Origin of the sequence: Streptomyces sp. NPDC001401 (assembly GCF_042895385.1) — a bacterium.
Classification (GTDB): Bacteria; Actinomycetota; Actinomycetes; order Streptomycetales; family Streptomycetaceae; genus Streptomyces.
In genome coordinates, this window is the sequence record NZ_JBIAWI010000009.1 from 57988 (window position 1) to 83229 (window position 25242).

21 protein-coding genes are annotated in these 25242 nt (G+C 69.9%); 10 read left to right on the forward strand and 11 right to left on the reverse strand.

All coding sequences use genetic code 11. The annotated features are described in order from the left end of the window. Window positions 1-5 precede the first annotated feature (5 nt). From ACFY10_RS27875 to ACFY10_RS27885, 3 genes are all read right to left on the reverse strand, one after another. Window positions 6-1013, reverse strand: a complete 1008-nt coding sequence (locus tag ACFY10_RS27875; RefSeq protein WP_390667937.1) for an ArsR/SmtB family transcription factor — start codon at window positions 1011-1013, stop codon at window positions 6-8. A gap of 265 nt (window positions 1014-1278) precedes the next feature. After that, window positions 1279-1944: a hypothetical protein gene (locus ACFY10_RS27880; RefSeq protein WP_390667938.1), complete on the reverse strand. Its 666-nt coding sequence runs from the start codon at window positions 1942-1944 to the stop codon at window positions 1279-1281. 104 nt (window positions 1945-2048) lie between these two features. Beyond that, window positions 2049-2882 (reverse strand): N-acetylmuramoyl-L-alanine amidase, encoded by an 834-nt coding sequence (locus tag ACFY10_RS27885; RefSeq protein WP_390667939.1) that lies wholly within the window; start codon window positions 2880-2882, stop codon window positions 2049-2051. A gap of 172 nt (window positions 2883-3054) precedes the next feature. Between ACFY10_RS27885 and ACFY10_RS27890 the strand changes: the two genes are divergently transcribed. Next, window positions 3055-3657 (forward strand): hypothetical protein, encoded by a 603-nt coding sequence (locus ACFY10_RS27890; protein ID WP_390667940.1) that lies wholly within the window; start codon window positions 3055-3057, stop codon window positions 3655-3657. A 141-nt stretch (window positions 3658-3798) separates the two neighbouring features. Further along, on the forward strand, window positions 3799-4722 hold the full coding sequence (locus ACFY10_RS27895) for a hypothetical protein (RefSeq protein WP_390667941.1): 924 nt from the start codon (window positions 3799-3801) through the stop codon (window positions 4720-4722). A 251-nt stretch (window positions 4723-4973) separates the two neighbouring features. Here the strand turns inward: ACFY10_RS27895 and ACFY10_RS27900 are convergent, their stop codons facing one another. From ACFY10_RS27900 to rhaI (ACFY10_RS27925), 6 genes are all read right to left on the reverse strand, one after another. Then, window positions 4974-5657, reverse strand: coding sequence for a lactate utilization protein C (locus ACFY10_RS27900; protein WP_390667942.1), 684 nt, complete (start codon window positions 5655-5657; stop codon window positions 4974-4976). Further along, window positions 5654-7132 carry a LutB/LldF family L-lactate oxidation iron-sulfur protein gene (locus ACFY10_RS27905; RefSeq protein ID WP_390667943.1) on the reverse strand — a complete coding sequence of 493 codons (1479 nt, stop codon included), beginning with the start codon at window positions 7130-7132 and terminating at the stop codon, window positions 5654-5656. The genes ACFY10_RS27900 and ACFY10_RS27905 overlap by 4 nt, the downstream gene beginning before the upstream one ends. Further along, window positions 7129-7884, reverse strand: coding sequence for a (Fe-S)-binding protein (locus ACFY10_RS27910; protein WP_390667944.1), 756 nt, complete (start codon window positions 7882-7884; stop codon window positions 7129-7131). The genes ACFY10_RS27905 and ACFY10_RS27910 overlap by 4 nt, the downstream gene beginning before the upstream one ends. A gap of 70 nt (window positions 7885-7954) precedes the next feature. Beyond that, complete coding sequence (locus ACFY10_RS27915; protein ID WP_390667945.1) at window positions 7955-9403, reverse strand: rhamnulokinase family protein; 1449 nt, start codon at window positions 9401-9403, stop codon at window positions 7955-7957. Next, window positions 9400-11439: a bifunctional aldolase/short-chain dehydrogenase gene (locus ACFY10_RS27920; RefSeq protein ID WP_390667946.1), complete on the reverse strand. Its 2040-nt coding sequence runs from the start codon at window positions 11437-11439 to the stop codon at window positions 9400-9402. Before ACFY10_RS27920 ends, ACFY10_RS27915 begins: the two co-directional genes overlap by 4 nt. A gap of 151 nt (window positions 11440-11590) precedes the next feature. After that, window positions 11591-12760, reverse strand: coding sequence for an L-rhamnose isomerase (rhaI, locus tag ACFY10_RS27925; RefSeq protein WP_390667947.1), 1170 nt, complete (start codon window positions 12758-12760; stop codon window positions 11591-11593). 337 nt (window positions 12761-13097) lie between these two features. Between rhaI (ACFY10_RS27925) and ACFY10_RS27930 the strand changes: the two genes are divergently transcribed. Both ACFY10_RS27930 and ACFY10_RS27935 read left to right on the forward strand, forming a co-directional pair. After that, window positions 13098-14396: an MFS transporter gene (locus tag ACFY10_RS27930; protein ID WP_390667948.1), complete on the forward strand. Its 1299-nt coding sequence runs from the start codon at window positions 13098-13100 to the stop codon at window positions 14394-14396. Beyond that, a complete protein-coding gene (locus ACFY10_RS27935) occupies window positions 14396-17029 on the forward strand; it encodes a family 78 glycoside hydrolase catalytic domain (RefSeq protein WP_390667949.1) in 2634 nt (877 codons plus the stop codon). Before ACFY10_RS27930 ends, ACFY10_RS27935 begins: the two co-directional genes overlap by 1 nt. Window positions 17030-17043: 14 nt before the next feature. Here the strand turns inward: ACFY10_RS27935 and ACFY10_RS27940 are convergent, their stop codons facing one another. Next, entirely contained in the window at window positions 17044-17919 is an 876-nt protein-coding gene (locus ACFY10_RS27940) for an NAD(P)H-binding protein (protein ID WP_390667950.1), read from the reverse strand. Between the two features lie 180 nt (window positions 17920-18099). Between ACFY10_RS27940 and ACFY10_RS27945 the strand changes: the two genes are divergently transcribed. The 3 genes from ACFY10_RS27945 (at window position 18100) to ACFY10_RS27955 (ending at window position 20137) form a co-directional block, all read left to right on the forward strand. Then, window positions 18100-18963 carry a LysR family transcriptional regulator gene (locus ACFY10_RS27945; protein WP_390667951.1) on the forward strand — a complete coding sequence of 288 codons (864 nt, stop codon included), beginning with the start codon at window positions 18100-18102 and terminating at the stop codon, window positions 18961-18963. A 5-nt stretch (window positions 18964-18968) separates the two neighbouring features. Continuing rightward, complete coding sequence (locus ACFY10_RS27950) at window positions 18969-19331, forward strand: YciI family protein (protein WP_390668241.1); 363 nt, start codon at window positions 18969-18971, stop codon at window positions 19329-19331. A 62-nt stretch (window positions 19332-19393) separates the two neighbouring features. Further along, window positions 19394-20137, forward strand: a complete 744-nt coding sequence (locus ACFY10_RS27955; RefSeq protein ID WP_390667952.1) for a class I SAM-dependent methyltransferase — start codon at window positions 19394-19396, stop codon at window positions 20135-20137. A gap of 119 nt (window positions 20138-20256) precedes the next feature. On the opposite strand, the gene rhaI (ACFY10_RS27960) is transcribed toward ACFY10_RS27955, so the two are convergent. After that, the gene (gene rhaI, locus ACFY10_RS27960; RefSeq protein ID WP_390667953.1) at window positions 20257-21417 is read right to left on the reverse strand and encodes an L-rhamnose isomerase; all 1161 of its coding nucleotides are present in this window, start codon (window positions 21415-21417) and stop codon (window positions 20257-20259) included. Window positions 21418-21688: 271 nt separating this feature from the next. On the opposite strand from rhaI (ACFY10_RS27960), the gene ACFY10_RS27965 reads away from it, so the two are divergent. Genes ACFY10_RS27965 through ACFY10_RS27975 form a run of 3 tightly spaced genes read left to right on the forward strand, consistent with a single transcriptional unit; the run spans window position 21689 to window position 25210 of the window. Continuing rightward, window positions 21689-23206: a sugar ABC transporter ATP-binding protein gene (locus ACFY10_RS27965; protein WP_390667954.1), complete on the forward strand. Its 1518-nt coding sequence runs from the start codon at window positions 21689-21691 to the stop codon at window positions 23204-23206. Further along, window positions 23203-24243, forward strand: a complete 1041-nt coding sequence (locus ACFY10_RS27970) for an ABC transporter permease (protein ID WP_390667955.1) — start codon at window positions 23203-23205, stop codon at window positions 24241-24243. Before ACFY10_RS27965 ends, ACFY10_RS27970 begins: the two co-directional genes overlap by 4 nt. Beyond that, on the forward strand, window positions 24236-25210 hold the full coding sequence (locus tag ACFY10_RS27975; protein ID WP_390667956.1) for an ABC transporter permease: 975 nt from the start codon (window positions 24236-24238) through the stop codon (window positions 25208-25210). The genes ACFY10_RS27970 and ACFY10_RS27975 overlap by 8 nt, the downstream gene beginning before the upstream one ends. The last annotated feature ends 32 nt before the right edge of the window (window positions 25211-25242 follow it).

Genomic DNA, 25242 nt, shown 5'->3' on the forward strand with positions numbered 1-25242 from the left:
GGCGCTCAGGCCGCAGTACGGCGCCTGCCTTCCACGAGAGCGGCCCCGAGCGCGGTGGGTGTGTGCAGGACGGCGCTGCCCAGCCGGTGGGTGCTGAGCAGGCCCGCGTCCCGCAGGACCGTGGTGTGGTAGCTGGCGGTGGCGGGGGACATGCCCGTAACGCGGGCCAATTCCGTCGTCGTACGGCCGCCTTCGGCGATGTGGCCGAGGATTTCCGCCCGGGTCCGACCCAGCAGCGCGACCAGCGACCGTGACGGTGTCCTGAGGCCCTCGGCCGCCGGGTCGGCCACGTCCAGTGCGGCCTCGTGCGTCATGGGATAGACGATGACCGGGGGCAGGCGGGCGTCCTTGAGCACCGTCGGACGGCGCCAGCAGAAGTAGGAAGGCAGCACCAGTAATCCCCGCCCCCGTAAGTGCACGTCGCGCTCCACGCGCAGCCCGCCGATCGTCAGTACGGGCGGCTGCCAGCGGAGTTCCGGGTGCAGTGCGCCCAGCAGGCCACCGGGGTCACCGGCGGCCTGCGGCCTGGCGTGGGCGGCGCGCTCGGCGTCGAACCGGGCGCGCACGTGATGCCAGTACGGCGCCAGGCTGCTCTGGAAGTAGGCCCGCAGGGTGCGGCCCAGGTGCTCGACCGCTTCGCTCTCGCCGTCCGCCAATGGCCGGCCCCAGGACGGCAACCGGCGCCCGGCGTCCGCGAGTTCAAGCAGGTCGTGCCGTAATCGTGCGCGGGGCGTGGACAGCAGGGCGTCGATCCCCAGCTCCAGGCCGCCCTCACCGGCGGCGGGCGTGAGGAAGTCCGGCGAGTAGCCGACCGGCGGGGCCAGGCGCAGCAGTTGGCGCTCCGGTGCGGTCAGGCCGGTGCGGACCTGGCTGCGCCACCGGCCGAAGACCGCCCAGCCGTCCCGTGTCTGGAGCATGTGCATGCTCTGCAGCACTTCCCACATGGGGTCGGGCGCCTGAGCCAGCCTGATCCGTGTGAGGTCGTCGTCGGTGAAGTGAATGCGCAACGCCATGGTGAACCGTCCCCGTGGACACCGTGGTTACCCCCGTGGTTCCCCTTCGGTGCCGCTCAACCCATGGTTGGCCTTCCGCCACGCGTGTCGTCGGGGGCGCGGGGACCTTCACAGAACTTGGTGACCCTCTCCACCGCGGGCTTCGGTCCTTCACCGTCATGGACGTTCGACCCTTCCCTGTCATGGGTCGTACGCAGAAGACCGCCCCCGACCGGGGGAACCGGTCGGAGGCGGTGGTCGGGAGCGGGCCGTGCAGGTCAGGCGGTCACCGCTCGGGCACGCCCGGAAGGAACGAGTCCGGGTTGTCGATGAAGATGTTGGAGACGAAGCCGCCGAGGGCGGGGACGAAGGCCCAGAACGGGTTGCTGAAGCCCTCGGCGTTCACCGTGTCGCCGCGTCGCTGGAACTCCACGAACACCGGCGTCGGCCCGGCGAGCGTCGTGACCACAGGGGCGTCGAGTTTGACGTCCTTGCGTACGTGGACCTGGGTGCCCCAGGTGCGGAAGTTCGGGGCCTGCCCGCCACCCGGCGGAGGCGGCGCCGGCGTGCCGCCCACGGCCGCAGCGGTCTCCGCGAGCAGCTGCTTCGCCTCGCCCTCCCGCTCGTCGTACTTCGCCGGAAACGCCGACCGCTGCGCGCTCTGGGCGAGCTGACCGGCCGTCTGGTTCGGATTGTTGCCGTCGCTGCGTACCGCCTCCTTGAAGAACATCCGCGCCGCGTGGTCGGGGTTCATGCACTCTTCGGGCGTCCCCCACCCCTGACTGGGCCGCTGCTGGAAGACGCCCAGCGAGTCGCGGTCGCCGTAGTTGAGGTTGCGCATGCCCGACTCGACGATGCCGGTCTCGAAGGCGGCCAGCATCACCTTGTCGTTGACATTCAGTTCCCGGCCGACCCGGTAGATGGTTTTGGCGACTTCCATGTCGTAGGCCACGGCATTCCTCCTGCTGTCCGGCTCGTTCTGCGCTGCTTGATCCGTGCGGGTGGTCAGCTGCCTTCTGCCCCATCCGATGATTCGCTCGAGGAGAGGGGCACCCATCACCGCTCCGGCACACCGGGAAGGAAGGAGTCCGGGTTGTCGACGAAGATGTTGGAGAGGAAGCCGCCGAGGGCCGGGACGAACGACCAGAAGGGGTTGCTGAACCCTTCGGCGTTGACGGTCTCGCCGCGGCGCTGGAACTCGATGAAGACAGGCGTCGGCCCGGCGAGAGTGGTGACCACGGGCGCGTCGAGCTTCACGTCCTTGCGGACCCGTACTTGGGTGCCCCAGGTGCGGAAGTTCGGGCTCTGCCCGCCGCCCGGCGGAGGCGGCGTCGGGCCCTGCGCGCCGCCCAGGATCTCGGCGACACGGGCCCGGAAGCCCGCCATGTCACCCGGCCAGAAGGCGGGATCCGTCTTGCGCTCCGGAGCCCACTCCTTGTGGGCCAGTGCCCGGTCGGCCCCGAGACCGACGTGCCGCAGCAGGGCCGCCACCCCGCGCGGGTAGGAGTCGATCTGCGCGGGCGTCCAGTCGAAGCGGGTCCCGACCGACTCGGCCTCGACGCCGATCATGTACTGGTTGGCGTCGTCCTTCGGCACGTTCTGCCAGGGCCCGCCCTTTCCGGCATGCCAGGCCTGCCCGGCCGCGATCACGATCCAGCTGCCGTCGCGGGCCAGCCCCAGATTCGCCCGGGGCCCCGGGAGTGAGGCGTCCCCGTCCCGCACGATGGCCAGGCTCGGATAGTTGCCCTCGGGCGCCCCGGCGGTGTGGTGCAGCAGAACACCGCGGATGTCCGCCATGTCGCCGTGGCCCCGCTGCTGCCAGCCGCCCTCTTCCTGGACCTGGAGCCCTTCCTTCCGCAGGATGTCCGCCAGCCATGTCAGGTACGCCATGTGAATCCCCCGATCGTCATTCGCTGTTCGTAGCCCGCCGTATCCCGGCGAGTGGACGCATCTCAGCGTGCCGGGCCACCGGGAAGGGACTCAACCGCCTTCGAGTCAGCTTGAAAGGCGCAGGTCAGCGAGGTTCGAGTCCGCTGTCAGTGCCGCCTTGTACGGTGCGGTCATGGGGATCTATCTGGTCAGCGTGGGTGCGCAGGAGTGGTTCGACGACGAGGGCGACGAGGAGGAGGGCGGCCGAGGAGCCGTCGCCTCCGCGCTCGACGAGGAGTTGAGACGGCGCGGCCTGCCGCCGTACACGTCGGTGCCCGAAGAAGCGGACTTTGTGCGCGGCTCGGGGCTGTCGTTCGAGGAGAAGCTGGTGCCGCCCATGGACGGGTTCGTCGCGCTGTGCCGGGCGCATCTGTCACGGGCGGAAGAGGAGGTGCTCTGCGGCTGGACGCTGCTGGTGCCGCTCTCCCTCGACGAGGAGATCTGGCTGCCCGTCAGCTCCGCCTACACGGACGACACGATGGTCGCCGGCGCTCCCCAGGTGCTCCGCCTCGCCCAGCGGCTGGCGACGGCCGTGGAACTGCCGGTGGACGAGATACCGGCGACCAGCGACAACCTGGACCTGACCATGTGGTTCCTGGACGAGCCGGCGAAGGACCTGGCCGCCACCCGGCCCGGACCGTGGAGCGCGGACCTGGACGCCGCGTTCTACGTGGCGGTGTATCTGCGGGCCGCCCAGCACTCGCTGCGCCGCGGCTGCCCGATCGTGTACTGCTGACGAACGCCTGACAGGACGTCACGGCTCCGTGACGTCGGTGACCGTACCGGTGCGGTGCGGAGGGTTCCCGCGGCGGGCGCGCATCGGTACACCCGGTACATGGGGGACAACAACGGGGGACTCCACCGATGGTGGAGCCGAATGAAAGAAGTCTTCGACGGGGCCGATGCCGAGCACAAGCCCAAGGGGCTCAAGGAACTCGCGCATCCCGTGAACGACGTGGCCTACAAGCTGTTCCGCGAGACGTATCCGGAACAGCACATGCATCTGCAGGTGGCGCTGGGCGCCGCCCAGCGCACCTTCGACCGGACGACCCGCCACAACGTACAGCACGCGCTGAGGTGCGTCGTGCGGACGGTTCTGGAGGATCCCCGGCTGACGGCGGAGCGCGACGAGTACCTGGCCGCCTATCTCGACCAGGAGGTCGCCGAGATGCACGGCTGGCTGCGGCAGGACAGCGTGACCGCCGTCAGCCGGGGGCTCAACATCGGACTGGCCGTGGGCGCCGCCGCCGGTACGGTGCTGCTGGCCGCCCCGATCCTGTGGGGCGTGCCCGTGCTGCACCTGATGGGCATCACCCTGAACTGCGGCAATCGCTGGAGCCTGCTGGGCGCCTTCGTCGCCGGGGGAGTGGGCGCCTTCGGCGCGGTGCTCAGCGTCCTGGTCCGACTGCGGCTCAGCGTCGAGCAGCTGGCGTGCCGGCAGACCGTCGGCCAGGAGAAGATCGTCGTGCCCGGGCGGCAGCTCGCCCGCAGCATGCGCCACGAGGGCGTCTACCGCGTCCTCGTCGGGTGGATCCTCGCCGTGGCCGTCTACTTCCTGCTCACCGGAGGCATCGTGCCCGTCTTCGAACTGCCCGCCACCGCGGCCGAGATCTGCCCATCACCCGGACACCCGGGCTCGGCCGTCAAGGGCACCGACTTCTGGGGCTTCTGGTGCGCCGTCGGCTTCGTGTCCGGGTTCAACGAGCGGTGGGCCTTCGGCATCCTGGGCCGCAACTCGTCGACCAACCCGGCCACCACTGCGGCAACATCAAGGAAGACGACCGGCAAGCCCGACATCTGATCACAGGCGGTGGATCCCTGATCCCTGATCACTGGTGCCGCACTGGGCGCCGTGCCCCTTGCCGCATGGCTGGCATCGGCAAGCACTCGGCGCAGCCGTGTTTCCTCGGGCCACCGTGCCCGCCAACAGCACGGCCACCCTGCGCATACCCATCACCGGCCCGGCACCGTCCGCGAAAGCCGCACACCCCTGACCCCCGTCCAGGGCGCGTCGCATACTTCGGCTTCGCGGACGGCACCGCCTCCTGCCAACTACCTTCCAGCCGCTACGAGTTGACCTCGGCCGCCCGGCTGACCGCTCACCAGGACCACCTCCAGGGTGCGCGGACCGTGCACCCCCTCGACCCGGTCCAGCTCGATGTCGCTGGTCGCCGACGGACCGGAGATCCATGTCAACGGGCGGGCGGGGTCGAGGCGTTCGAGGGCCTGGGGCACGGACGAGACGACCTGCTCCGGGACCCGTACGACACAGATGTGGTGGTCGGGGACGAGGGTGATGCGGCGGCGGCCCTGGTCGGGGGAGCCGTCGAGGACGATGGTGCCGGTCTCTGCCACGGCCACCGCGCACCCGGTGACCACGCTCTCGACCCGGTCCAGCTCGTGCGGAGTGCTCTCGGCCCGATCCGGCACCCGCTCGGCGTCCGTCCCTCCGAGCCACTCCTCGTCCAAACCGGAGGGAACCAGTACCGTCTTCGAACCTCGCTCGGCGAGCAACCGGCCGATCACCGCCGCCTGTTCGTCCGCCGTACAGCGGTGAACGAGGGCCCGGTAGTCCGCCAGGTTCTCGGCCAGCAGATCCACCGTCTGCGTGACACTCCGCTCCCCATGCTCACGCAGATAGCCGCGCGAAACCGCCTGCTCGTACGGCGTGTCGTCCTGTGGTACGTCGGCGAGTGCGCGCCGCACCCGGCCCAGGATCCGTTCCCTGCTGCTCACTTCGCGCCTCCCTTGCCGCCCTGCGTGCGCTGCCACCAGTCGCGGAACGGTTCCGCGGGCACCGCCGGAAGATCCCGGCTGCCGCTCCACGCTTTGCCCGGTCCCGGGAGTGTCCGCGGATGCAGGCGGCGGGTGCGGGAGGCGAGCCGCTGGCCGGTGCGCAGGGCGCCCGGGTGCGTGAACGCCCAGCGTGCCGCCCGCATCGCCGCCCGCTCGGCGGCGTGTCCCTTCGCGGGCTGCAGCACCACCTTGTTGCCCTCCCGGGTCACCTGACCGCCCTCCACGACCCGTTCCCGCAGATGCACGAGCACCTCCGGGATGTCGATGGCGACCGGGCACACCTCGTAGCAGGCACCGCACAGCGTCGATGCATACGGCAGCGAGGCGTCGATCTCGCTTGCCGTGCCCCGGAGTTGAGGGCTGAGGATGGCGCCGATCGGGCCCGGGTAGACCGAGCCGTAGGCGTGGCCGCCCGCCCGCTCGTACACCGGGCAGACGTTGAGACACGCTGAGCAGCGGATGCAGCGCAGGGCCTGGCGGCCGACCTCGTCGGCGAGGGTGTCGGTGCGGCCGTTGTCGAGCAGGACCAGGTGGAAGGTGCGCGGGCCGTCCTCGCCCGTCGTGCCCGTCCACATGCTCGTGTACGGGTTCATGCGCTCGGCCGTCGAGGAGCGGGGCAGGGTCTGCAGGAAGACCTCCAGGTCCCGCCAGGTGGGCAGGATCTTCTCGATGCCGACGACCGAGATCAGCGTCTCGGGCAGGGTCAGGCACATCCGCCCGTTGCCCTCGGACTCCACGACCACCAGGGTGCCGGTCTCGGCGACCATGAAGTTGGCGCCGGAGATGCCGACCTTGGCGCGCAGGAACTTCTCCCGCAGGTGCAGGCGGGCGGCCTCGGCGAGTTCGGCGGGAGTGTCGGTCAGGCCCTCGGGGGCCGGTCGGCCCCACTCGCTCATCTCGCGAGCGAAGATGTCCCTGATCTCACCACGGTTGCGATGGATCGCGGGGACCAGGATGTGCGAGGGCCGGTCCTTGCCCAACTGCACGATCAGCTCGGCGAGATCGGTCTCGTAGGCGCGGATGCCCTCGGCTTCGAGCGCCTCGTTGAGGCCGATCTCCTGGGTGGCCATCGACTTGACCTTGACGACCTCCGACTCGCCGGTCGCCTTCACCAGGTCGGCCACGATCCGGTTGGCCTCGTCGGCGTCGGCGGCCCAGTGCACGATGCCGCCCGCGGCGGTGACCGACGCCTCCAACTGCTCCAGATACCGGTCGAGATGGCGCAGCGTATGGTCCTTGACCCGCTTGCCCGCCTCCCGCAGGGCCGCCCAGTCGGACACCTCCGCGACGGCCTTCGCCCGCTTGGCGCGGATGGTGTGCGTGGCGTGCCTCAGATTGCCGCGCAACGTCGGATTGTTGACCGCCTCGTGCGCGGCCTTCGGAAAGGCCGGCATCCCTACGAACGTCCCGCTCATACGGCCGGCTCCTCCTCCGTGCTCGCCAGGATCTCCGCGATGTGCACCGGCCGCATGCCGCTGCTGAGCCGCGCCATGGTGCCGCCGATGTGCATCAGACAGGAGTTGTCGGCCGCGCACAGCACCTCGGCGCCGGTCGACTCGGCGTTGCGCACCTTGTCCGCGCCCATGGCCGCCGAGACGTCGGCGTTCTTCAGGGCGAAGGTGCCGCCGAAGCCGCAGCACTCCTCGGCACCCGGCAGCTCGACCAGCTCCAGGCCCTTCACGGCCTGCAGCAGGCGACGGGGACGGTCGCCGAGTCCCAGGCCGCGCAGCCCGTGGCAGGTCGGGTGGTATGTCACATGGTGCGGGTAGTACGCGCCGACGTCCGTCACACCGAGAACGTCCACCAGGAACTCGGTCAGCTCGTACGTCTTGGGGACGACAGGAGCCAACGTCGCCGCCAGCGTGTCCCCGCGGCCCTCGGCCCGAGCCCGCTCACCCATCCGCGGATACAGCTCCCGCACCATCGCCCCGCACGACCCGGACGGCGTCACGATCGCCTCGTACTCCCCGAAGACATCGGAGAAATGCCGGGCGAGCGGCTCCGCCTCATGCCGGTACCCGGTGTTGTAGTGCGCCTGCCCGCAGCAGGTCTGAGCCATCGGGAAATCAACCTCGACACCCAGTCTGGTCAGCAGTTTCACCATGGCGCGCCCGGTGTCCGGATAGAGCGTGTCGTTGACACAGGTCAGGAACAGGGCGACACGCATCGCGGCTCCTCGTGATCGATCATCGGATGAGTGAAGCGTAGTCTGGGCGCGACGTCCAGGGGAGACCCCGTCACACCGCGGCGAGCCGGGCCTGCGCCTCGAGCCACCGCGCGGTGCCGCCCCGCGGCTCGTACCGGGTGAGCGGCTGCGTACGGGTGAGCAGGCTCCGCATGCCCGCCAGGTCGCCGACCAGCCCGTGGGACCGGGCCTGCACGAGGACGTTCCCCAGCGCGGCCGCCTCCGTCGGACCGGCCACCACCGGCAGCCCGCATGCGTCGGCGGTCAGCTGGCACAGCAGCGCGTTGCGGGTGCCGCCGCCGACGACATGTACGACGTCCACCGGGTGGCCGGCCAGCCGCTGCGCGTCCTCGACGGCCCGGCGGTGGGCGAGGGCGAGCGAGTCGAGGATGCAGCGCGTGATCTCGGCGGGCGCCTGAGGCACCGGCTGCCCCGAGGCACGGCACGCCCCGGCGATCCGCTCCGGCATCCGCCCCGGCGCCAGGAACGCCGCGTCCCCCGCGTCCACCACCGACCGCAGCGCCGGCACCTTGGCCGCCTCCAGCAGCAGCGGGCCCAACTCCGGCTCGCCCCAGGCCCGTACGCACTCCTGGAGCAGCCACAACCCCATGATGTTCCGCAGATAGCGGACCGTGCCGTCCAGCCCCAGCTCGTTGGTGAAGTTCGCGGCCCGGCTCTCCTCGGTCAGCACGGGCGCGTCCAGCTCGAGACCGGCCAGCGACCAGGTGCCGGTGCAGATGTACGCGAACCGCTCGCTGCCGGCCGGAACGGCGGCCACTGCGGACGCCGTGTCGTGCGACCCGACCGCCGTCACCGGCACCGGACCCCTCAGCCCGGTCTCCTCCAGCACCCCGGGCCGCAGCACCCCCGCCGGATCGCCGGGCTGCCGCAACGGCGCGAACAGCCCGAGGTCGACACCCAGCCGGGAGGCGACGTCGGACGACCACTCCCGCGTCCGGGGATCGATCAGCTGGGTGGTGGATGCGTTGGTGAGCTCGGTGCCCTGCTCGCCGGTCAGCCAGTAGGAGAGCAGGTCGGGGATGAGCAACAGCCGTTCGGCGGCGGCCAGTTGGGCCGTCTCCCGGGCGGCGACCAGCTGGTACAGCGTGTTGAACGGCGCGTACTGCAACCCGGTCGCCGCATACAGCTGCTCGGCGGGCACGGTCGCCCACACCTTCTCCGCGACGCCCTCGGTACGGGAGTCCCGGTAGTGCACGGGATTCCCGAGCAGCGCCCCGTCCCTGTCCAGCAGCCCGTAGTCCACCGCCCAGCTGTCGATGCCGACGGAATCCACCTGCCCCGCCGCCTTCAGCCCGTCCAGGACGCCCCCGTACAGCGCGAGGATGTCCCACCGCAGCCCCTCGGGCGCCCGTACAGGACGGTTGGGGAAGCGGTGCGCCTCCGTCAGCTCCAGGCTGTCGGCGCTGACACGGCCGACCATGACACGCCCGCTGGACGCGCCGAGGTCGACCGCCGCGTACGACTTCACGACCGCGCTCACCGCAGGAACGCGGCCGCGACGCCGGCGTCGACCGGGACGTGCAGCCCGGTGGTGTGGGTCAGCTCCCCGCCGGTCAGCGCGAAGACGGCATTGGCGACGTGCTCCGGCAGCACCTCCCGCTTCAGGATGGTCCGCTGGGCGTAGAACTCGCCCAGCTTCTCCTCCGGCACGCCGTACACGGCCGCGCGCTGCGCACCCCAGCCGCCCGCGAAGATCCCGGAACCGCGCACCACACCGTCCGGGTTGACCCCGTTGACCCGGATCCCGTGCTCACCCAACTCGGCGGCCAGCAACCGGACTTGATGCGCCTGGTCGGCCTTGGTGGCCGAGTAGGCGATGTTGTTGGGCCCGGCGAACACGGCGTTCTTGGAGGCGATGTAGACGACGTCGCCGCCCAGCTCCTGCGCGATCATCACCCGGGCTGCCTCCCTCGACACGAGGAAGGAACCACGGGCCATGATGTCGTGCTGCAGGTCCCAGTCGCGCGCCGAAGTCTCGAGCAGCGGCTTGGAGATGGAGATCCCGGCGTTGTTGACGACCAGATCGACCCCGCCGAAGGCGAGTACGGCCGCCTTGAAGGCCGCAGCGATCTGCTCCTCGTCCGTCACGTCCACGGCGACGGCGACGGCCTTGTCCGGGCCGCCCAACTCCTCGGCCACGGCTGCCGCGTTCTCCGCGTTCAGGTCGGCGACGACGACACACGCCCCCTCACCGACCAGCCGCTGCGCGATGGCCTTCCCGATCCCGCTGCCCGCACCGGTCACCAACGCCACGCGGGTGGCCAGCGGCTTGGGCTTCGGCATCCGCTGAAGCTTGGCCTCCTCCAGCGCCCAGTACTCGATCCGGAACTTCTCCGACTCCTCGATCGGCGCGTATGTCGACACGGCCTCGGCCCCGCGCATCACGTTGATGGCGTTGACGTAGAACTCGCCGGCCACGCGTGCGGTCTGCTTGTCCTTGCCGAAGGAGAACATGCCGACACCCGGCACCAGCACGATCGCCGGGTCGGCACCGCGCATCGCGGGGGAGTCGGGCAGGGCGTGCCGCTCGTAGTAGGCGGCGTACTCCTCGCGATACTCGGCATGCAGTTCCTTGAGCCGCGCGACCGCCTCCTCCAGCGGAGCGGTCGGCGGCAGGTCGAGCACGAGCGGTCGTACCTTCGTACGAAGAAAGTGGTCGGGGCAGGAGGTCCCCAGCGCGGCCAGCCGCGGATGCTCGGCACGGGCGAGGAACTCCAGGACGACATCGGAGTCGTTGAAGTGCCCGACCTGCGGCTTGTCCTGAGACGCGACGGCCCGCACATACGGTGCCAACGCCGCAGCCCGCTCCCGCCGCTCACCCTCACCGAGCGCCTCGTACCCCTCGATCGCCGGGCCGAAGGGCTCGTCCTTCCCCCGCTCGGCGAGGAACGCCTCGGCGGTCCGGATGATGTGCAGCGAGTTCCGCTCGCACTCCTCGGACGTCGCACCCCAGGCAGTGATGCCATGCCCGCCCAGAACACACCCGATGGCCTGCGGATTGGCCTCCTTGACCGCCGCGATGTCGAGCCCCAACTGGAACCCGGGCCGCCGCCACGGCACCCACACCACCGTGTCGCCGAAACACTCGGCGGTCAGCTTCTCCCCGTCGGCGGCACAGGCGAGCGCGATCCCGGAGTCGGGGTGCAGGTGGTCCACATGCGCGGCCTCCACCAGCCCGTGCATCGCCGTGTCGATGGAGGGAGCCGCACCCCCCTTCCCGTGCAGGCAGTAGTCGAACGCGGCGACCATCTCGTCCTCGCGCTCGACCCCCGGATAGATCCCCTGCAAGGCCCGCAGCCGATCCAGCCGCAACACGGCGAGCCCGGCCTCGGTGAGAGTGCCGAGGTCACCGCCGGACCCCTTCACCCACATCAAATCGACGTCACCACCGGTGACGGGGTCGGTGGCGGTGCCCTTCGCGGAGGCATTGCCACCCGCGTAGTTGGTATTGCGGGGATCGGAGCCGAGCCGATGAGAGCGATCCAGGAGGGCGGCGGCTTCGGGGTGGGGTGCCATGTCCATTCAATCCTTCGAGAGATACGTGTGGATGAGCGCCCCTTCAGGGGCGTGGGGCTGCGTTGATTTGCGGCTCCGCCGCGTGGGCGCGACCAGCCACATCGGGCCCGCAGCCTGCAAACAACCAAACCTGGCAGACGAGATGCAGCGTCTATGCCCCCCATCCGGCTTGCTGTCCGCCGACTCGCTCCTCGACGATCTTTTCGGCCCATCCGGAGCGGCGGTAGGCGGCGATCGGGTCGGGGTCGAGCCCCGTCTCCTCCCGCACCTCGGCGAGCAGCGGGCGTACGTCGGTGTTGTAGGCGTCCATGATCACGGCGTTGGCTTCGAGGACGTCGCCGTTGCGCTGGGCCACCGTCAGTGCCTCGCGGTCGACGAGCAGTGCTTTCGCGGTGGCTTCCTGGACGTTCATGACGGAGCGGATGATGGCGGGGATCTTGGCTTCGATGTTGTGGCACTGGTCGAGCATGAAGGCGACGTTGTCGGTGTAGCCGCCGCCGCGAATGACTTCGTACATGATGCGGAAGAGTTGGAAGGGGTCGGCGGCGCCGACCATGAGGTCGTCGTCGGCGTAGAAGCGGGAGTTGAAGTCGAAGCCGCCGAGTTTGTTCTCGCGCAGGAGGGTGGCGACGATGAATTCGATGTTGGTGCCGGGTGCGTGGTGTCCGGTGTCGACGACGACCTGTGCCTTCTCGCCGAGCTTGAGGCAGTGGGCGTATGCGGTGCCCCAGTCGGGGACGTCCGTGGCGTAGAAGGCGGGCTCGAAGAACTTGTACTCCAGCAGCATCCGCTGGCCGTTTCCGAGCCGGGCGTACACCTCGGCCAGGCCCTCGGCGAGCCGGTCCTGGCGGTCGCGAATGTCGTCCTGTCCGGGATAGTTCGTGCCGTCGGCGAACCACAGTTTCAGGTCCCGCGATCCGGTGGCGTCCATGATGTCGACGCATTCCAGCAGGTGGTCGACCGCCTTGCGGCGCACCGCCGGGTCCGGATGGCAGATGCTGCCGAGCTTGTAGTCGTCGTCCTGGAAGGTGTTGGAGTTGACCGCCCCGAGCCCGACCCCCTGCTCCCGGGCAAACGCCGCAAGCTTGCCGTAGTCGTCGACCTTGTCCCACGGAATGTGCAGGGCGACCGTCGGCGCCACGCCGGTAACGGCATGCACCTTCGCCGCATCCTGCAGCTTCTCCCACGGATCGCGGGGGACCCCGGGCTGGGTGAACACCTTGAAGCGCGTACCGGAATTGCCGTAGGCCCACGACGGGGTCTCGATCTTCTGTGCCGCGAGGGCTTGCTTCACGGCTTTCACGGCGGACGGGTCTGGCATGACCACCCCTGAATTGAATGTCGCAGGCCACGGCGCTGTCGCGGGTGCGGAGGCGCCGATGCCGATGAAACAGTTTGAATCGTTTCAGGGAAACTAGCCGCACCGTGGCGACGTCGTCAAGGCATCGGCATGCCTGTCTCGGTGTCGGCATGAGCGAGTCGGTCATTTCTTCGTCGCGACCCCTTGACGGCGGGCCGAACCACCTTCACGATGCCGTGAAACGTTTCACGGCTGTTTCGAGGGTCGGTTGAGCGGTGGTTACACGTGTCATCATCGCCGCGAAACCCGACCCTTCGTCCCCAATCTCCCCTCCGCTTACCTCCGAAAGGCCGCCTCGATGAGCAACGACGCCATCTCCAGCAGGCCCGCCAAACCCCGGGTGACCCGCCCCCAGTGGCGCCTGGCCGTCCTCTCCGGCATGGCCTCCTACCTGGACTCGGGCATCATCGTCTCCTCCGGCCTGTCACTGGGCCTGTGGCAGAGCCGCTTCCACCTCTCGTCCTGGGGCCTCGGCGCGCTGAGCGCGGCGCTGACCTTCTCCATCGCCGCGGGCTCGCTGGTCGGCGGCCGCCTCGCCGACCGCTTCGGCCGGAAGCGCGTGTACGGGATCGACATCCTCGTCTACGCCGTCGGCGCCGCCCTGCTGGTCTTCGCCCCCAACAGCGCCTTCCTCTTCGCCGGCATGATCATCGGCGGTCTCGCGGCCGGCGCCGACCTGCCGACCTCGCTCGCCATGGTCTCCGAGCACTCCCCGCGCTCGGTGCGCGGCCGTCTGATCGGTGCGACGCAGACCATGTGGGTCGTCGGCATCACGGCCGCGATCGTGATCGGCTTCGGCACCTCCACGCTCGGCTATCTCTCCGCTCAGCTTCTCTTCGCCCACCTCGCCGTCGTGGCCCTGGTCAGCTGGGTGCTGCGCAACCGCATGCAACTTTCTCCCGTCCTGGAGGAGGCCGAGCGCGGCGGCGGTGGCGAGGGCATCGACGCACGGGCGCTGCGCCGCCTCGGCGCGAAGCCGATCCTCGTCCCGCTCCTCGCAACGGGCGGCTTCTACCTCGCCTGGAACCTCGCCGCCAACACCATGGGCCAGTACGGCACGTACTTCCTGACCACCGTCAGCGGCGCCTCCCAGACCCTCGCCACAGGGATGGGCCTGGCCGGCCTCCCGATCGGACTCGTCTGCTCGCTCGCCTTCGTACGGCTGGCCGACACCCCGTGGCGCGACCGGCTGTTCTACGTCTGCGCGGTGCTCCAGGTCCTTGCCTTCGCCGTGGCCGCGGCGACCGGAGGCGCCGTGATCTCGGCGATGGTGTTCTTCCTGCTCCTCTACAACGTCGTCAACCAGTTCGCCGGCGAGGCCAATTACAAGATCTGGTCCCAGGAGGCGTTCCCCGAGGAACTGCGCGCGACCACCCAGGGACTGACCTACGGCCTCAGCCGTGCCCTGTGCGGTCTCGCCGGCCTGGCCACTCCGACCCTGATGGCGGCCAGCGGTTCGGCCGTCCTGTGGATCACCACGGCGTGCGTGGCCGTGTCCGGTCTGATCGGTGTGTGGGTCGTCCGCAGCATCGCTCCGCAGGGGCAGAGCACGGCGGCAAGCGCCGCCGCTGCCGTCCTCCAGAAGGAAGCCATCTGATGAAGGTCACCGCACCTGTCCTGGAACACCACCGCGAGCCGCTCGGCATCGGCGAGAGCAGGCCCCGCCTGAGTTGGCACACCGAGACCGACACACCGGACTGGAGGCAGCAGGCGTACCGGCTCGAGATCACCGGCACCGACGGCACCGTCCTCACCGACACCGGGCGCGTCGACAGCGCCGACTCGGTGCTGGTGGAGTGGCCGGGCGAGGCGCTCGGCTCCCGCAGCCGGGTCGGGGTGCGTGTCCGGGTGTGGGGCGAGGGCGCCGAGCCGTCCGCCTGGTCGCCGCTCACCTGGGCGGAGACGGCACTGCTGGCCCGCAGCGACTGGACCGCCCGGCCCGTCACTCCCGACCGTGAACCCGCCGACGCCCCGCTCCCGGTGGCGTTGTTGCACCGCACCTTCACCCTCGACAGGGCGGTCGCGTCGGCCCGCCTGTACATCACCGCGTACGGCGTGTACGAGGCGGAGATCAACGGCACCCGCGTGGGCGACCACGTCCTCGCCCCCGGCTGGACCTCGTACCGGCACCGCCTGCGGTACCAGACCTTCGACGTGACGGGACTGCTCCGCGACGGCGCCAACGCGATCGGCGCGTTCCTGGGCGAGGGCTGGTACACGGGCCGGCTCGGCTTCCATGGTGGTCGGCGCAACCTCTACGGCGACCGCCGCGCGCTCCTCGCCCAGCTGGAGGTCACCCACGCCGACGGCACCGTCACCACCATCGGCACCGACGAGGCATGGCGCGCCACGCCCGGCGCGATCCAGCGCTCCGAGCTCTACGACGGCGAGGCGTACGACGCCCGGTCGGCCCGCCCCGGCTGGTCCGAACCCGGCCAGGACACCTCCGGCTGGTCGACGGTCTCCGAACTCCCGCTTCCCGAAGCCGAGTTGGTGGCCCCCACCGGCCCGCCCGTGCGCCGCACCCAGACCCTGACCCCCGTCGGCGTCCTCACCACACCGTCCGGGAAGACCGTTCTCGACTTCGGGCAGAACCTGGTCGGACGTCTGCGCATCCGCGTCTCGGGCCCGGCCGGACACACCATCACCCTGCGGCATGCGGAAGTGCTGGAGCACGGCGAACTCGGCGTCCGGCCCCTGCGCCTGGCAGCCGCCACCGACACGTGCACACTCGTCGGCGCGGGCGAGGAGACGTACGAACCGCGCTTCACCTTCCACGGATTCCGTTACGCCGAAATCGAGAACTGGCCCGGCCAGTTGGACCCGGCCGCGGTCGAAGCCGTCGTCCTGCACACCGACATGACCCGCACGGGTTGGTTCGAGTCCTCGCACGAACTCGTGAACCGCCTGCACGAGAACGTCGTCTGGGGCATGCGCGGCAACTTCCTCGACATCCCGACCGACTGCCCGCAGCGCGACGAACGCCTCGGCTGGACCGGCGACATCCAGGTCTTCGCCCCCACCGCCTCCTTCCTCTACGACTGTTCGGGCATGCTCGGCGGCTGGCTGCGCGACCTGGCCGCCGAGCAGCTCGCCCGGGCCGATGGCGTGCCCCCACTGGTCGTGCCCGACGTCCTGCCCTTCGACTTCGGCGGCACACCGCACGCCGTGTGGGCCGACGTCGCCGTGCTCCTGCCGTGGACGCTGTACCGGCGCTTCGGCGACCTGGAGGTGCTGCGCACCCAGTACCCGAGCATGCGCGCCTGGGTGGAGACCGCCGCCCGTCTCACCGAGGAGGGCCGCGGACTGTGGCGGCAGGACTTCCAGCTGGGCGACTGGCTCGACCCGGCCGCCCCGCCGGACGCCCCAGGAGACGCCCGTACGGACGGCGATCTCGTCGCCAACGCGTACGTCGCCCGCTCGGCCGACGTGCTCGCCGAGACGGCGCGGCTGCTGGGGGAGAAGGACCACGCCGTACGCTACGAGGAACTCGCGCGGTCGGTACGGGCGGCCTTCGCCGACGAGTTCGTCACCCCGGGCGGGCGGATGTCGAGCGACGCGCAGACCGCGTACGCGCTCGCCCTGTGCTTCGCGCTGCTCCCGACAGAACGTCAACGGCTGGGCGCCGCCGAGAGGTTGGCTCTCATCGTGCGCAAGGCGGGCTTCCGCATCGCCACCGGATTCGCCGGTACGCCGCTGATCTGCGACGCGCTGTGCGCGGGCGGGGAACCGCAGTTGGCGTACCGGATGCTGCTGGAGAAGGGCTGCCCGTCCTGGCTGTACCCGGTGAGCATGGGGGCGACGACCGTATGGGAGCGCTGGGACTCGATGCTGCCCGACGGGAGCATCAACCCCGGCGAGATGACCTCCTTCAACCACTACGCCCTCGGCGCCGTCGCCGACTGGCTGCACCGCACGGTCGCCGGCCTCGAAGCCGCCGAACCGGGCTGGCGCCGGCTGCGCATCGCGCCCGTTCCCGGCGGCGACCTCACCTTCGCGAAGGCCGCCCATGACACGCCGTACGGCCGTGCCGAGGCGGGCTGGCGGCTCGAGGACGGCACGCTCGTCGTGGAAGTGCTCGTGCCGCCGAACACCCGGGCCGAGGTCCAACTCCCGGGCGACAGCGAGCCGTTCGAGGTCGGTTCGGGCCGCCGTACGTTCCGGCGGCCGTACACCGCACCCGCCTGGCCGCCGGCCGCGATCCGTCATCCGTTCGCCGGGCCGGAGTAGCCGCGGGATGGTGCTCAGGCCGGGAAGGCGGGCCTGAGCACCTCCTCGCACCACTGGCGGAAACCGGTCGGCGTGGGCTGCGACGTGCGGTGCTGCTCGTCGTAGGCCCCGGCGTTCTGGGCGACGGCCATGTCGATCAGGCCCTGCGCCCATCCCTCGCTCGCCCCGTGCTGCAGCGCCGTCGCCCGGTACGCCTCGAGGCCGACCTGCCGGTAGAGGACCGGCCGCTCCAGCACCTCGGAGACGACCTGCGCCATCCCGTCGGGGGTCAGGGCGTCGGCGCTGACGACCGGGACACCGCCCTGCCCGCCCCACGAGTCGTCGAGCAGCAGCTCGGCAGCCTTCGCCGCGATGTCGCGGGTGGCGACGCTCGCGAGGACACGATCGGCGGGCTGCGGCCAGAAGAACACACCCTGGTTCTTGATCGCCTCGACCTGCCAGAGCAGGTTCTCCATGAAGGCGGGCGGCTGCAGCGCCCGGTAGCCCACCCCCGTGTCCTCGATCATCCTGTCCTTGGCCACTGTCGCCGACAGGTGCCCCGCGTTCTTCTCGATTCCGCTGCCCATGGTCGAGACGGCGACGACCCGCTTGACGCCCCGAGCACTGATCGCCTGGCAGGCCGCCTGGGTGTAGTCGACGTAGTAGCCTTCGACGCTCTCCGCGCGTGGGTCCGGCGGTACCACCCAGAACACGGCGTCCGCGCCCGAGAAGGCCTCCATGACGACATCGAGGTCACGGTGCGACCCCTGGACGACCTCGACGCGCTCCCGCACGTGCGCAGGCAGTCGGGAGGGATCGCGCACGATCACACGGATCGGCTCATCGCCGTCGAGGAGACCGTCGACGACCTGTCGGCCGATCTGACCGGTGGGAGTGGTGATGACAAGCATGGAAAAGCTCCAAGAGGGCTCGCTGGAAAGGCGGTTGACACCCTTCGGCCGCTGGATGGACCAGCTGGACGGACCGGGGAACCGCGTGCTTCGATCCTGCGATGCGCCCGTGCCGGACGGAAGGATCGACGAGATCCCGCTTGTTACCCTCTGGGTAATACCGAACGGAGGTGCCGGGTCGTGGAATCCCGATCACTGCGCTACTTCGTCGCCGTCGCCGAAGAACTCAACTTCGCCCGCGCCGCCGACCGGCTGGGCATCTCCGCCCCGCCCTTGTCCCGCGCCATCCGCAAACTCGAAGCCGACCTGGGCATCACCCTCTTCGAGCGCACCACCCACACCGTCGAGCTGACCCCCGCCGGCACGGTCCTGCTGGGGGAGGCCCGGATCGCGCTCGACGCCCTGCAGGCGGCCGGACGACGGGCACAGCGCGCTGCTGCCCAGGAGGCCAAGCTGGTCCTGGCCATCAAGGCCGACGGCGACGGGGGCTTGCTGGAACCCATCCTGGCCCGCTACGCGACGGAGCCCGCCGCTCTCCCTGTCACGATCCGCCTGTCCGGCTGGGGCGATCAGGCCCGGCTGCTGCGCCAGGGCGAGGCGGACGCCGCCCTGATCCACGAACCCTTCGACCACACGGGCCTGGACACCGAAACGGTCACCGTCGAACGCCGCCTGGCCGCCCTCCCGGCCGCCCACCCCCTGGCCGCCCGCGACCACCTCGCCCTCGCCGACCTGGCCATCCCCGGGGTCGAGTCCGGCCGCCTCGACGGTCTGGCCCGCTACCTGGACATGATCGTCGAGCGCCACGGCATCGCAGACCTGGCCCAACTGCTCACGCTCGTCGAACTGGGCGAGATCGTGACCCTGCTGCCCGAATCCGTCACCGCCCGGTACCCGCGCCCGGGCATCGCCTACCGCGAGATCCCGGACGCCCCACCGGCCACTTTGTCGATCGCCTGGCCTCAGCAGTCCTGCTCGACGGCCACCGCCGCACTGATCCGTGCGGCCACCTCGGTGGCCGCCGCTGACGAGGTGGTCGCGTGAAATACATGGTCCTGATGTACGCCGATCCCGCGGTGACCGCGGCCATGACCGCCGCCGAACGCGCGGAGGTCTTCCGCAGACACGAAGCGCTCCATCAGGACCTGGAAGGCACCGGCGAGATGCTGAACGGAGCCGGGCTGGCTTACCCGGGGGATACGAAGACCATCCGGTGGCACGGCGAAGGATCGGCCCCGACCACGACGGACGGCCCGCTCACGGACACCACCGACCACCTGACCGCGTACTACGTGATCGACTGCGCGACCCCGGAACGAGCGCGGGAGATCGCCGAACGCGTCCTGGACTTCCACGTCGTGGCGGTCGAGGTGCGGCCCATCCACGACTCGTTCGGCATGGGCGAAACCTGATCGAACGGGCCGACGTCAACGAAGCTGCTCCCCATACGGAGCCGATTCGCATACTGACTGGCATGGCCATCTACGACACCCTCGGGACGACATACGGCCGCAGCCGGCAACCGGACCCGCGGATCGCCGCGCAAATCCACGCCGCGCTGGGAGACGCCGCGGACGTGATCAACGTGGGCGCAGGTACCGGCTCGTACGAGCCACCGCAGACAGTCCTCGCCGCAGAACCCAGCCAGGTCATGATCGCGCAGCGCCCACCCGGGGCAGCGCCCGCCGTGTGCGCGGTCGCCGAACACCTTCCCGTGCGCGACAACGCCGCCGACGCCGTCCTGGCGCTGCTGACCATCCACCACTGGACCGACCTGGCGGCCGGAATCGCCGAACTCCGCCGGGTCGCCCGCCGCCGCATCGTGATTCTGACCTGGGACCAGCAGATCTTCCGCGACCAGTTCTGGCTCGTACGCGAATACCTCGCATCGGCCGCCGCCTTCGACGACACCCGCGCCCTGCCGATGGACCGGCTGGCCGGCCTGCTCGGCGGCGCGCGCCAGGAGCCCGTCCCCGTCCCGCACGACTGCACGGACGGCTTCGCCGCCACGTATTGGCGCCGCCCCCACGCCTACCTGGACCCTCAGGTACGGTCCGGAATCTCCCTGCTCGCCCAGACCGGAGAAGCCGCCCTCGCACCGGGCCTGGCCGCCCTCGCCGAGGACCTGACAACGGGCAGCTGGCACACCCACCACGCCGACCTGCTCACACGCGACACGATCGACGTCGGCTACCGACTACTGATAGCGGACATCTGACACGTGCCCCGTCAGGGGCGTGGGGCTGCGTTGATTTGCGGCTCCGCCGCGTGGGCGCGACCAGCCACATCGGGCCCGCAGCCAGCAAACAACCAAACCTGGCAGACGAGATGCAGCGTCTATGCCCCCCATCCGGCTTGCTGTCCGCCGACTCGCTCCTCGACGATCTTTTCGGCCCATCCGGAGCGGCGGTAGGCGGCGATCGGGTCGGGGTCGAGCCCCATCTCCTCCCGCACCTCGGCGAGCAGCGGGCGTACGTCGGTGTTGTAGGCGTCCATGATCACGGCGTTGGCTTCGAGGACGTCGCCGTTGCGCTGGGCCACCGTCAGTGCCTCGCGGTCGACGAGCAGTGCTTTCGCGGTGGCTTCCTGGACGTTCATGACGGAGCGGATGATGGCGGGGATCTTGGCTTCGATGTTGTGGCACTGGTCGAGCATGAAGGCGACGTTGTCGGTGTAGCCGCCGCCCCGTACCACCTCGTACATGATCCGGAAGAGTTGGAAGGGGTCGGCGGCGCCGACCATGAGGTCGTCGTCGGCGTAGAAGCGGGAGTTGAAGTCGAAGCCGCCGAGTTTGTTCTCGCGCAGGAGGGTGGCGACGATGAATTCGATGTTGGTGCCGGGTGCGTGGTGTCCGGTGTCGACGACGACGTGTGCCTTGTTGCCGAGCTTGAGGCAGTGGGCGTATGCGGTGCCCCAGTCGGGGACGTCCGTGGCGTAGAAGGCGGGCTCGAAGAATTTGTACTCCAGCAGCATCCGCTGGCCGTTTCCGAGCCGTTCGTAGACCTCGGCCAGGCCCTCGGCGAGCCGGTCCTGGCGGTCGCGGATGTCGTCCTGTCCGGGATAGTTCGTGCCGTCGGCGAACCACAGTTTCAGGTCCCGCGATCCGGTGGCGTCCATGATGTCGACGCATTCCAGCAGGTGGTCGACCGCCTTGCGTCGCACCCGGGCGTCGGGATGGCAGATGCTGCCGAGCTTGTAGTCGTCGTCCTGGAAGGTGTTGGAGTTGACCGCCCCCAGCTTCACGCCATGGTCCTCGGCGTACTTCGCCAGGGCAGCGTAGTCGTCGACCTTGTCCCACGGAATGTGCAGGGCGACCGTCGGCGCCACGCCGGTGAACGCGTGCACCTGGGCCGCATCGGCCAGCTTCTCCTGCGGCGTGCGGGGAACGCCTTGCTGGGCGAACACCTTGAACCGGGTCCCCGAGTTCCCGTACGCCCACGACGGCGTCTCGACTGCCTGGGTCTTCAGCGCGGCCTTCACCGCGGCGAGCTCGGTCACTTCAGGGCTCCTGTGACGTCTGGCCGGAACGGCAGATTGATGAATCGATTCAGGACGGGAAGCTTAGAGCCCCCCGTAGGCGTGTCAAGCATTCCGGCAAAGGCTGTTGCCCGTGGCCCGACCGTGACCTTTGGCTCTCGAAGGGCTCTCGAAATTTTTTCGAGACGGACCCATTGACGTGACATGGCCGACGCGCCTAACGTCCCGGCAACCAAGTTGAAACCTTTCACGACGTCGTGAGCCCCTTGTCGGCGTCGTCGAGGAGCCCCTCATGACCTACCCGTCCGACACGGGTCCGGCCCCGGTGCTGGCGCTCGAGGACATCTCGAAGTCCTTCGGCGCGGTGCGCGCCCTGCGGGACGTCTCCCTGGAGTTGTTCCCCGGCGAGGTGCACGCACTCGCCGGAGAGAACGGCGCGGGCAAGTCGACCCTGATCAAGACCCTTGCAGGTGTGTACCGGCCCGACGCCGGCCGGGTGCTGCTCGACGGTGAGCCCGTCGTCTTCCACGGTCCCGGCGACGCGCGCGACGCCGGCATCGCCGTCATCTACCAGGAGCCCACGCTTTTCCCCGACCTTTCGATCGCCGAGAACATCTTCATGGGCCGCCAGCCCCGCCGCGCCCTCGGCCGTATCGACCACAAGGCCACGCACACCGCGACCCTGGCCCTGATGAAGCGCCTCGGCGTCGAACTCGACCCCGACCGCCCGGCCCGCGGCCTGTCCATCGCCGACCAGCAGATCGTCGAGATCGCCAAGGCCCTCTCCTTCGACGCCCGCGTTCTGATCATGGACGAGCCGACCGCCGCGCTCACCGGAAGCGAGGTGGCCCGGCTCTTCGGCGTCGTGCGCACCCTGCGTGATCAGGGCGCCGCGGTGCTGTTCATCTCGCACCGGCTGGAGGAGATCTTCGAGATCTGCCGGCGGGTGACCACCCTGCGCGACGGCGCCTGGATCTCCAGCGAGCCGATCGAGGGGATGACCGAGGACGACCTCGTCCGGCGCATGGTCGGCCGCGACCTCGACGAGCTGTACCCCAAGCAGGACGTCAAGCCCGGCCAAGTCGCCCTGAGCGTACGGCGGTTGACCCGCGAGGGCGTCTTCACCGACGTCTCCTTCGACGTACGGCACGGGGAGATCGTCGGTCTCGCCGGACTCGTGGGCGCCGGCCGCACCGAGGTCGCCCGGGCCGTCTTCGGCATCGACCGATGGGACGCCGGCGAGGTCGAGGTCCAGGGGCGCAGGCTCACCAACGGCGCCCCCTCCACCGCCATGGCCGCCGGGCTCGCCCTCGTCCCCGAGGACCGGCGCGCGCAGGGCCTGGTGATGGACATGTCCATCGAGCGCAACATCGGACTGACCGGTCTGCGTACGACGGTCAGGGCGGGCCTCGTCGACCGCGGCGCCGAACGCAGCCGCTCGCTCGACTGGGCCGTCAAGCTCCAGGTCAAGTACGCCAGGATCGCCGACACGGCCAACACCCTGTCCGGTGGCAATCAGCAGAAGGTGGTCCTCGCCAAGTGGCTCGCCACCGGCCCGAGGGTGCTCATCGTCGACGAGCCCACCCGCGGCATCGACGTCGGCACCAAGGCCGAAGTGCACCGGCTGCTCAGCGAGTTGGCCGCCGACGGCGTGGCCGTCCTGATGATCTCCTCCGACCTGCCCGAGATCCTCGGCATGGCCGACCGCGTGCTCGTCATGCACGAGGGCCGCCTCACCGCCGAGATCCCACGCGCCGAAGCCACCGAGGAAACCGTGATGGCCGCAGCCACCGGGAGGGCCGCCGCATGACGGTGACCACTCCCGACGAAACCCCCGTCGCCGAGGTGCCCAGGTCCAGCGGCACCCGGCTCGTCGACCGCGTCTTCAAGATGCGCGAACTCGCCATCCTCGTCGTCTTCCTGGCGATGATCGCCATCACGCAGGCGGGCAACAGCGAGTTCCTGTCCGAGCAGGGCATCAAGGACCTGCTCCTCAACGCGACCATCCTGGTGCTGGTCGCCACCGGCCAGTCCCTGGTGGTGATCACGCGGAACGTCGACCTGTCGGTCGGCTCGACCCTCGGCATCAGCGCCTTCGCCGCGGGCGACTATCTGCACGGCGGCGGAAACGGGGTCGTGGCCGTCGTGCTGGCGGTGCTGATGGGCATCGGCTTCGGACTGCTGAACGGCCTGCTCGTCAGCCTCGGCCAGGTGCCCGCCCTCGTCGTCACCCTGGGCACGCTCTACATCATCCGTGGCCTCGACTCCATCTGGGTCGGCTCCCGGCAGATCACGGCCGCCGATCTCCCGGGCGGCTTCGTGGACTTCGGCTCCGGCGGCATCTCCGCGGTGCCGTGGCTTGCTCTGATCGCGCTCGCCGTGCTGGTGGCGACGGCGTACTACCTCAAACACTTCGGCAGCGGGCGCGAGCTGTACGCGCTCGGCTCCAACCCGGAGGCCGCCCGGCTCGCCGGCATCCCCGTCCGCAAGCGGATCCTCGCCGCGTACACCTTCTGCGGCGGTCTCGCCGGCCTCGCGGGCGCCATGTACCTGGCCCGCTTCGGCAACGTCGACTCCGGCACCGGCACCGGCTACGAACTCACCGTCGTCAGCGCGGTCGTGGTCGGCGGCGTCGTCTTCACCGGCGGCTCCGGGAGTGTGTACGGGGCCGCGCTGGGCGCCCTGCTGCTGACCTCCATCAACAGCATGCTGCCCGCCCTCGGCGTCAGCTCCGTGTGGGTGCTCGCCATCAACGGCATCCTGCTCATCCTCGCCATCGCGGTCGACCGGGTCGTCGCGCTGCGGGTGGCTTCCGCCCTGAAGAAGAGGAACGCTCGCCATGCCTGAGTCCCTGACGCGTGCGGTCCGTTGGGACACGGTCGTCGGTGCGCTGCTGGTTGTTCTGCTGCTGTTGTCGTTCGGAACGGTCGACGGTTTCGGGAACGCGCTCAACCTGTCCTTCCTGATCGGAAACACGCTGCCGATCGCACTGATCGCTCTGCCGATGACGCTTCTGGTCGTCTCCGGTGAGATCGACCTGTCCGTCGCCTCGACGGCCGGCCTCTCCGGCGCCGTGATGGGCAAGCTGTGGAACGACGGCATGGCCATCGAGACGATCATCCCGCTGTGCCTGCTGCTCGGCGTGGCGTGCGGGCTCGTCAACGGCCTCCTGGTCACCCGGCTCGGGCTTCCCTCCCTCGCCGTCACCATCGGCACCCTCGCCGCCTACCGGGGCATCGCACAGATCGTGCTCGGCTCGGACGCGGTGACCGACTTCCCCACGCAGTACCTCGACTTCGCGTCCGGCCGCATCGGGAACACCTTCCTCCCGCAGGCCTTCCTGCCCTTCCTGGTGCTGCTCGCGATCGCCGTGGTCGTGCTGCACGCCACCCCGTTCGGGCGGTCGTTGTTCGCGATCGGTGCGAACGAGGAAGCCGCGCGGTTCGCCGGGATCCGCGTCAAGCGGCACAAGTTGATTCTGTTCACGGTGACGGGGCTGATGGCGTCGCTCACCGGGATCTTCTGGGCGCTGCATTACGCCAGCGCTCGCTATGACAACGCCACGGGGCTCGAACTCTCCGTCGTCGCCGCGGTGTTGCTCGGCGGTATCGATTTCGACGGCGGCAAGGGGACGTTGGGCGGTGCGATTGCGGGTGTCTTCCTGCTCGGGGCGCTGCAGAACGTGATGAGTCTGCTCAATGTCTCGGCGCAGTCGCAGATCGTCGTCACCGGTGTGTTGCTTGTCGTCTCCGTGCTCGGGCCGCGGGTCGCACGCCAGATTTCCATCGCGAGGGCGGCTCGCTCCGCCGGATAGGTCGTTTGTTGGCTGCGGGCCGGTTGTGGCTG

Coding starts and splice junctions, on each gene's coding strand:
- ACFY10_RS27875 (WP_390667937.1), bottom strand. CDS start 1,013: ATGGCGTTGCGCATTCACTTCACCGACGACGACCTCACACGGATCAGG.
- ACFY10_RS27885 (WP_390667939.1), bottom strand. CDS start 2,882: ATGGCGTACCTGACATGGCTGGCGGACATCCTGCGGAAGGAAGGGCTC.
- ACFY10_RS27890 (WP_390667940.1), top strand. CDS start 3,055: ATGGGGATCTATCTGGTCAGCGTGGGTGCGCAGGAGTGGTTCGACGAC.
- ACFY10_RS27895 (WP_390667941.1), top strand. CDS start 3,799: ATGAAAGAAGTCTTCGACGGGGCCGATGCCGAGCACAAGCCCAAGGGG.
- ACFY10_RS27905 (WP_390667943.1), bottom strand. CDS start 7,132: ATGAGCGGGACGTTCGTAGGGATGCCGGCCTTTCCGAAGGCCGCGCAC.
- ACFY10_RS27910 (WP_390667944.1), bottom strand. CDS start 7,884: ATGCGTGTCGCCCTGTTCCTGACCTGTGTCAACGACACGCTCTATCCG.
- ACFY10_RS27920 (WP_390667946.1), bottom strand. CDS start 11,439: ATGGCACCCCACCCCGAAGCCGCCGCCCTCCTGGATCGCTCTCATCGG.
- rhaI (WP_390667947.1), bottom strand. CDS start 12,760: ATGCCAGACCCGTCCGCCGTGAAAGCCGTGAAGCAAGCCCTCGCGGCA.
- ACFY10_RS27930 (WP_390667948.1), top strand. CDS start 13,098: ATGAGCAACGACGCCATCTCCAGCAGGCCCGCCAAACCCCGGGTGACC.
- ACFY10_RS27935 (WP_390667949.1), top strand. CDS start 14,396: ATGAAGGTCACCGCACCTGTCCTGGAACACCACCGCGAGCCGCTCGGC.
- ACFY10_RS27940 (WP_390667950.1), bottom strand. CDS start 17,919: ATGCTTGTCATCACCACTCCCACCGGTCAGATCGGCCGACAGGTCGTC.
- ACFY10_RS27950 (WP_390668241.1), top strand. CDS start 18,969: ATGGTCCTGATGTACGCCGATCCCGCGGTGACCGCGGCCATGACCGCC.
- ACFY10_RS27955 (WP_390667952.1), top strand. CDS start 19,394: ATGGCCATCTACGACACCCTCGGGACGACATACGGCCGCAGCCGGCAA.
- ACFY10_RS27965 (WP_390667954.1), top strand. CDS start 21,689: ATGACCTACCCGTCCGACACGGGTCCGGCCCCGGTGCTGGCGCTCGAG.
- ACFY10_RS27970 (WP_390667955.1), top strand. CDS start 23,203: ATGACGGTGACCACTCCCGACGAAACCCCCGTCGCCGAGGTGCCCAGG.
- ACFY10_RS27975 (WP_390667956.1), top strand. CDS start 24,236: ATGCCTGAGTCCCTGACGCGTGCGGTCCGTTGGGACACGGTCGTCGGT.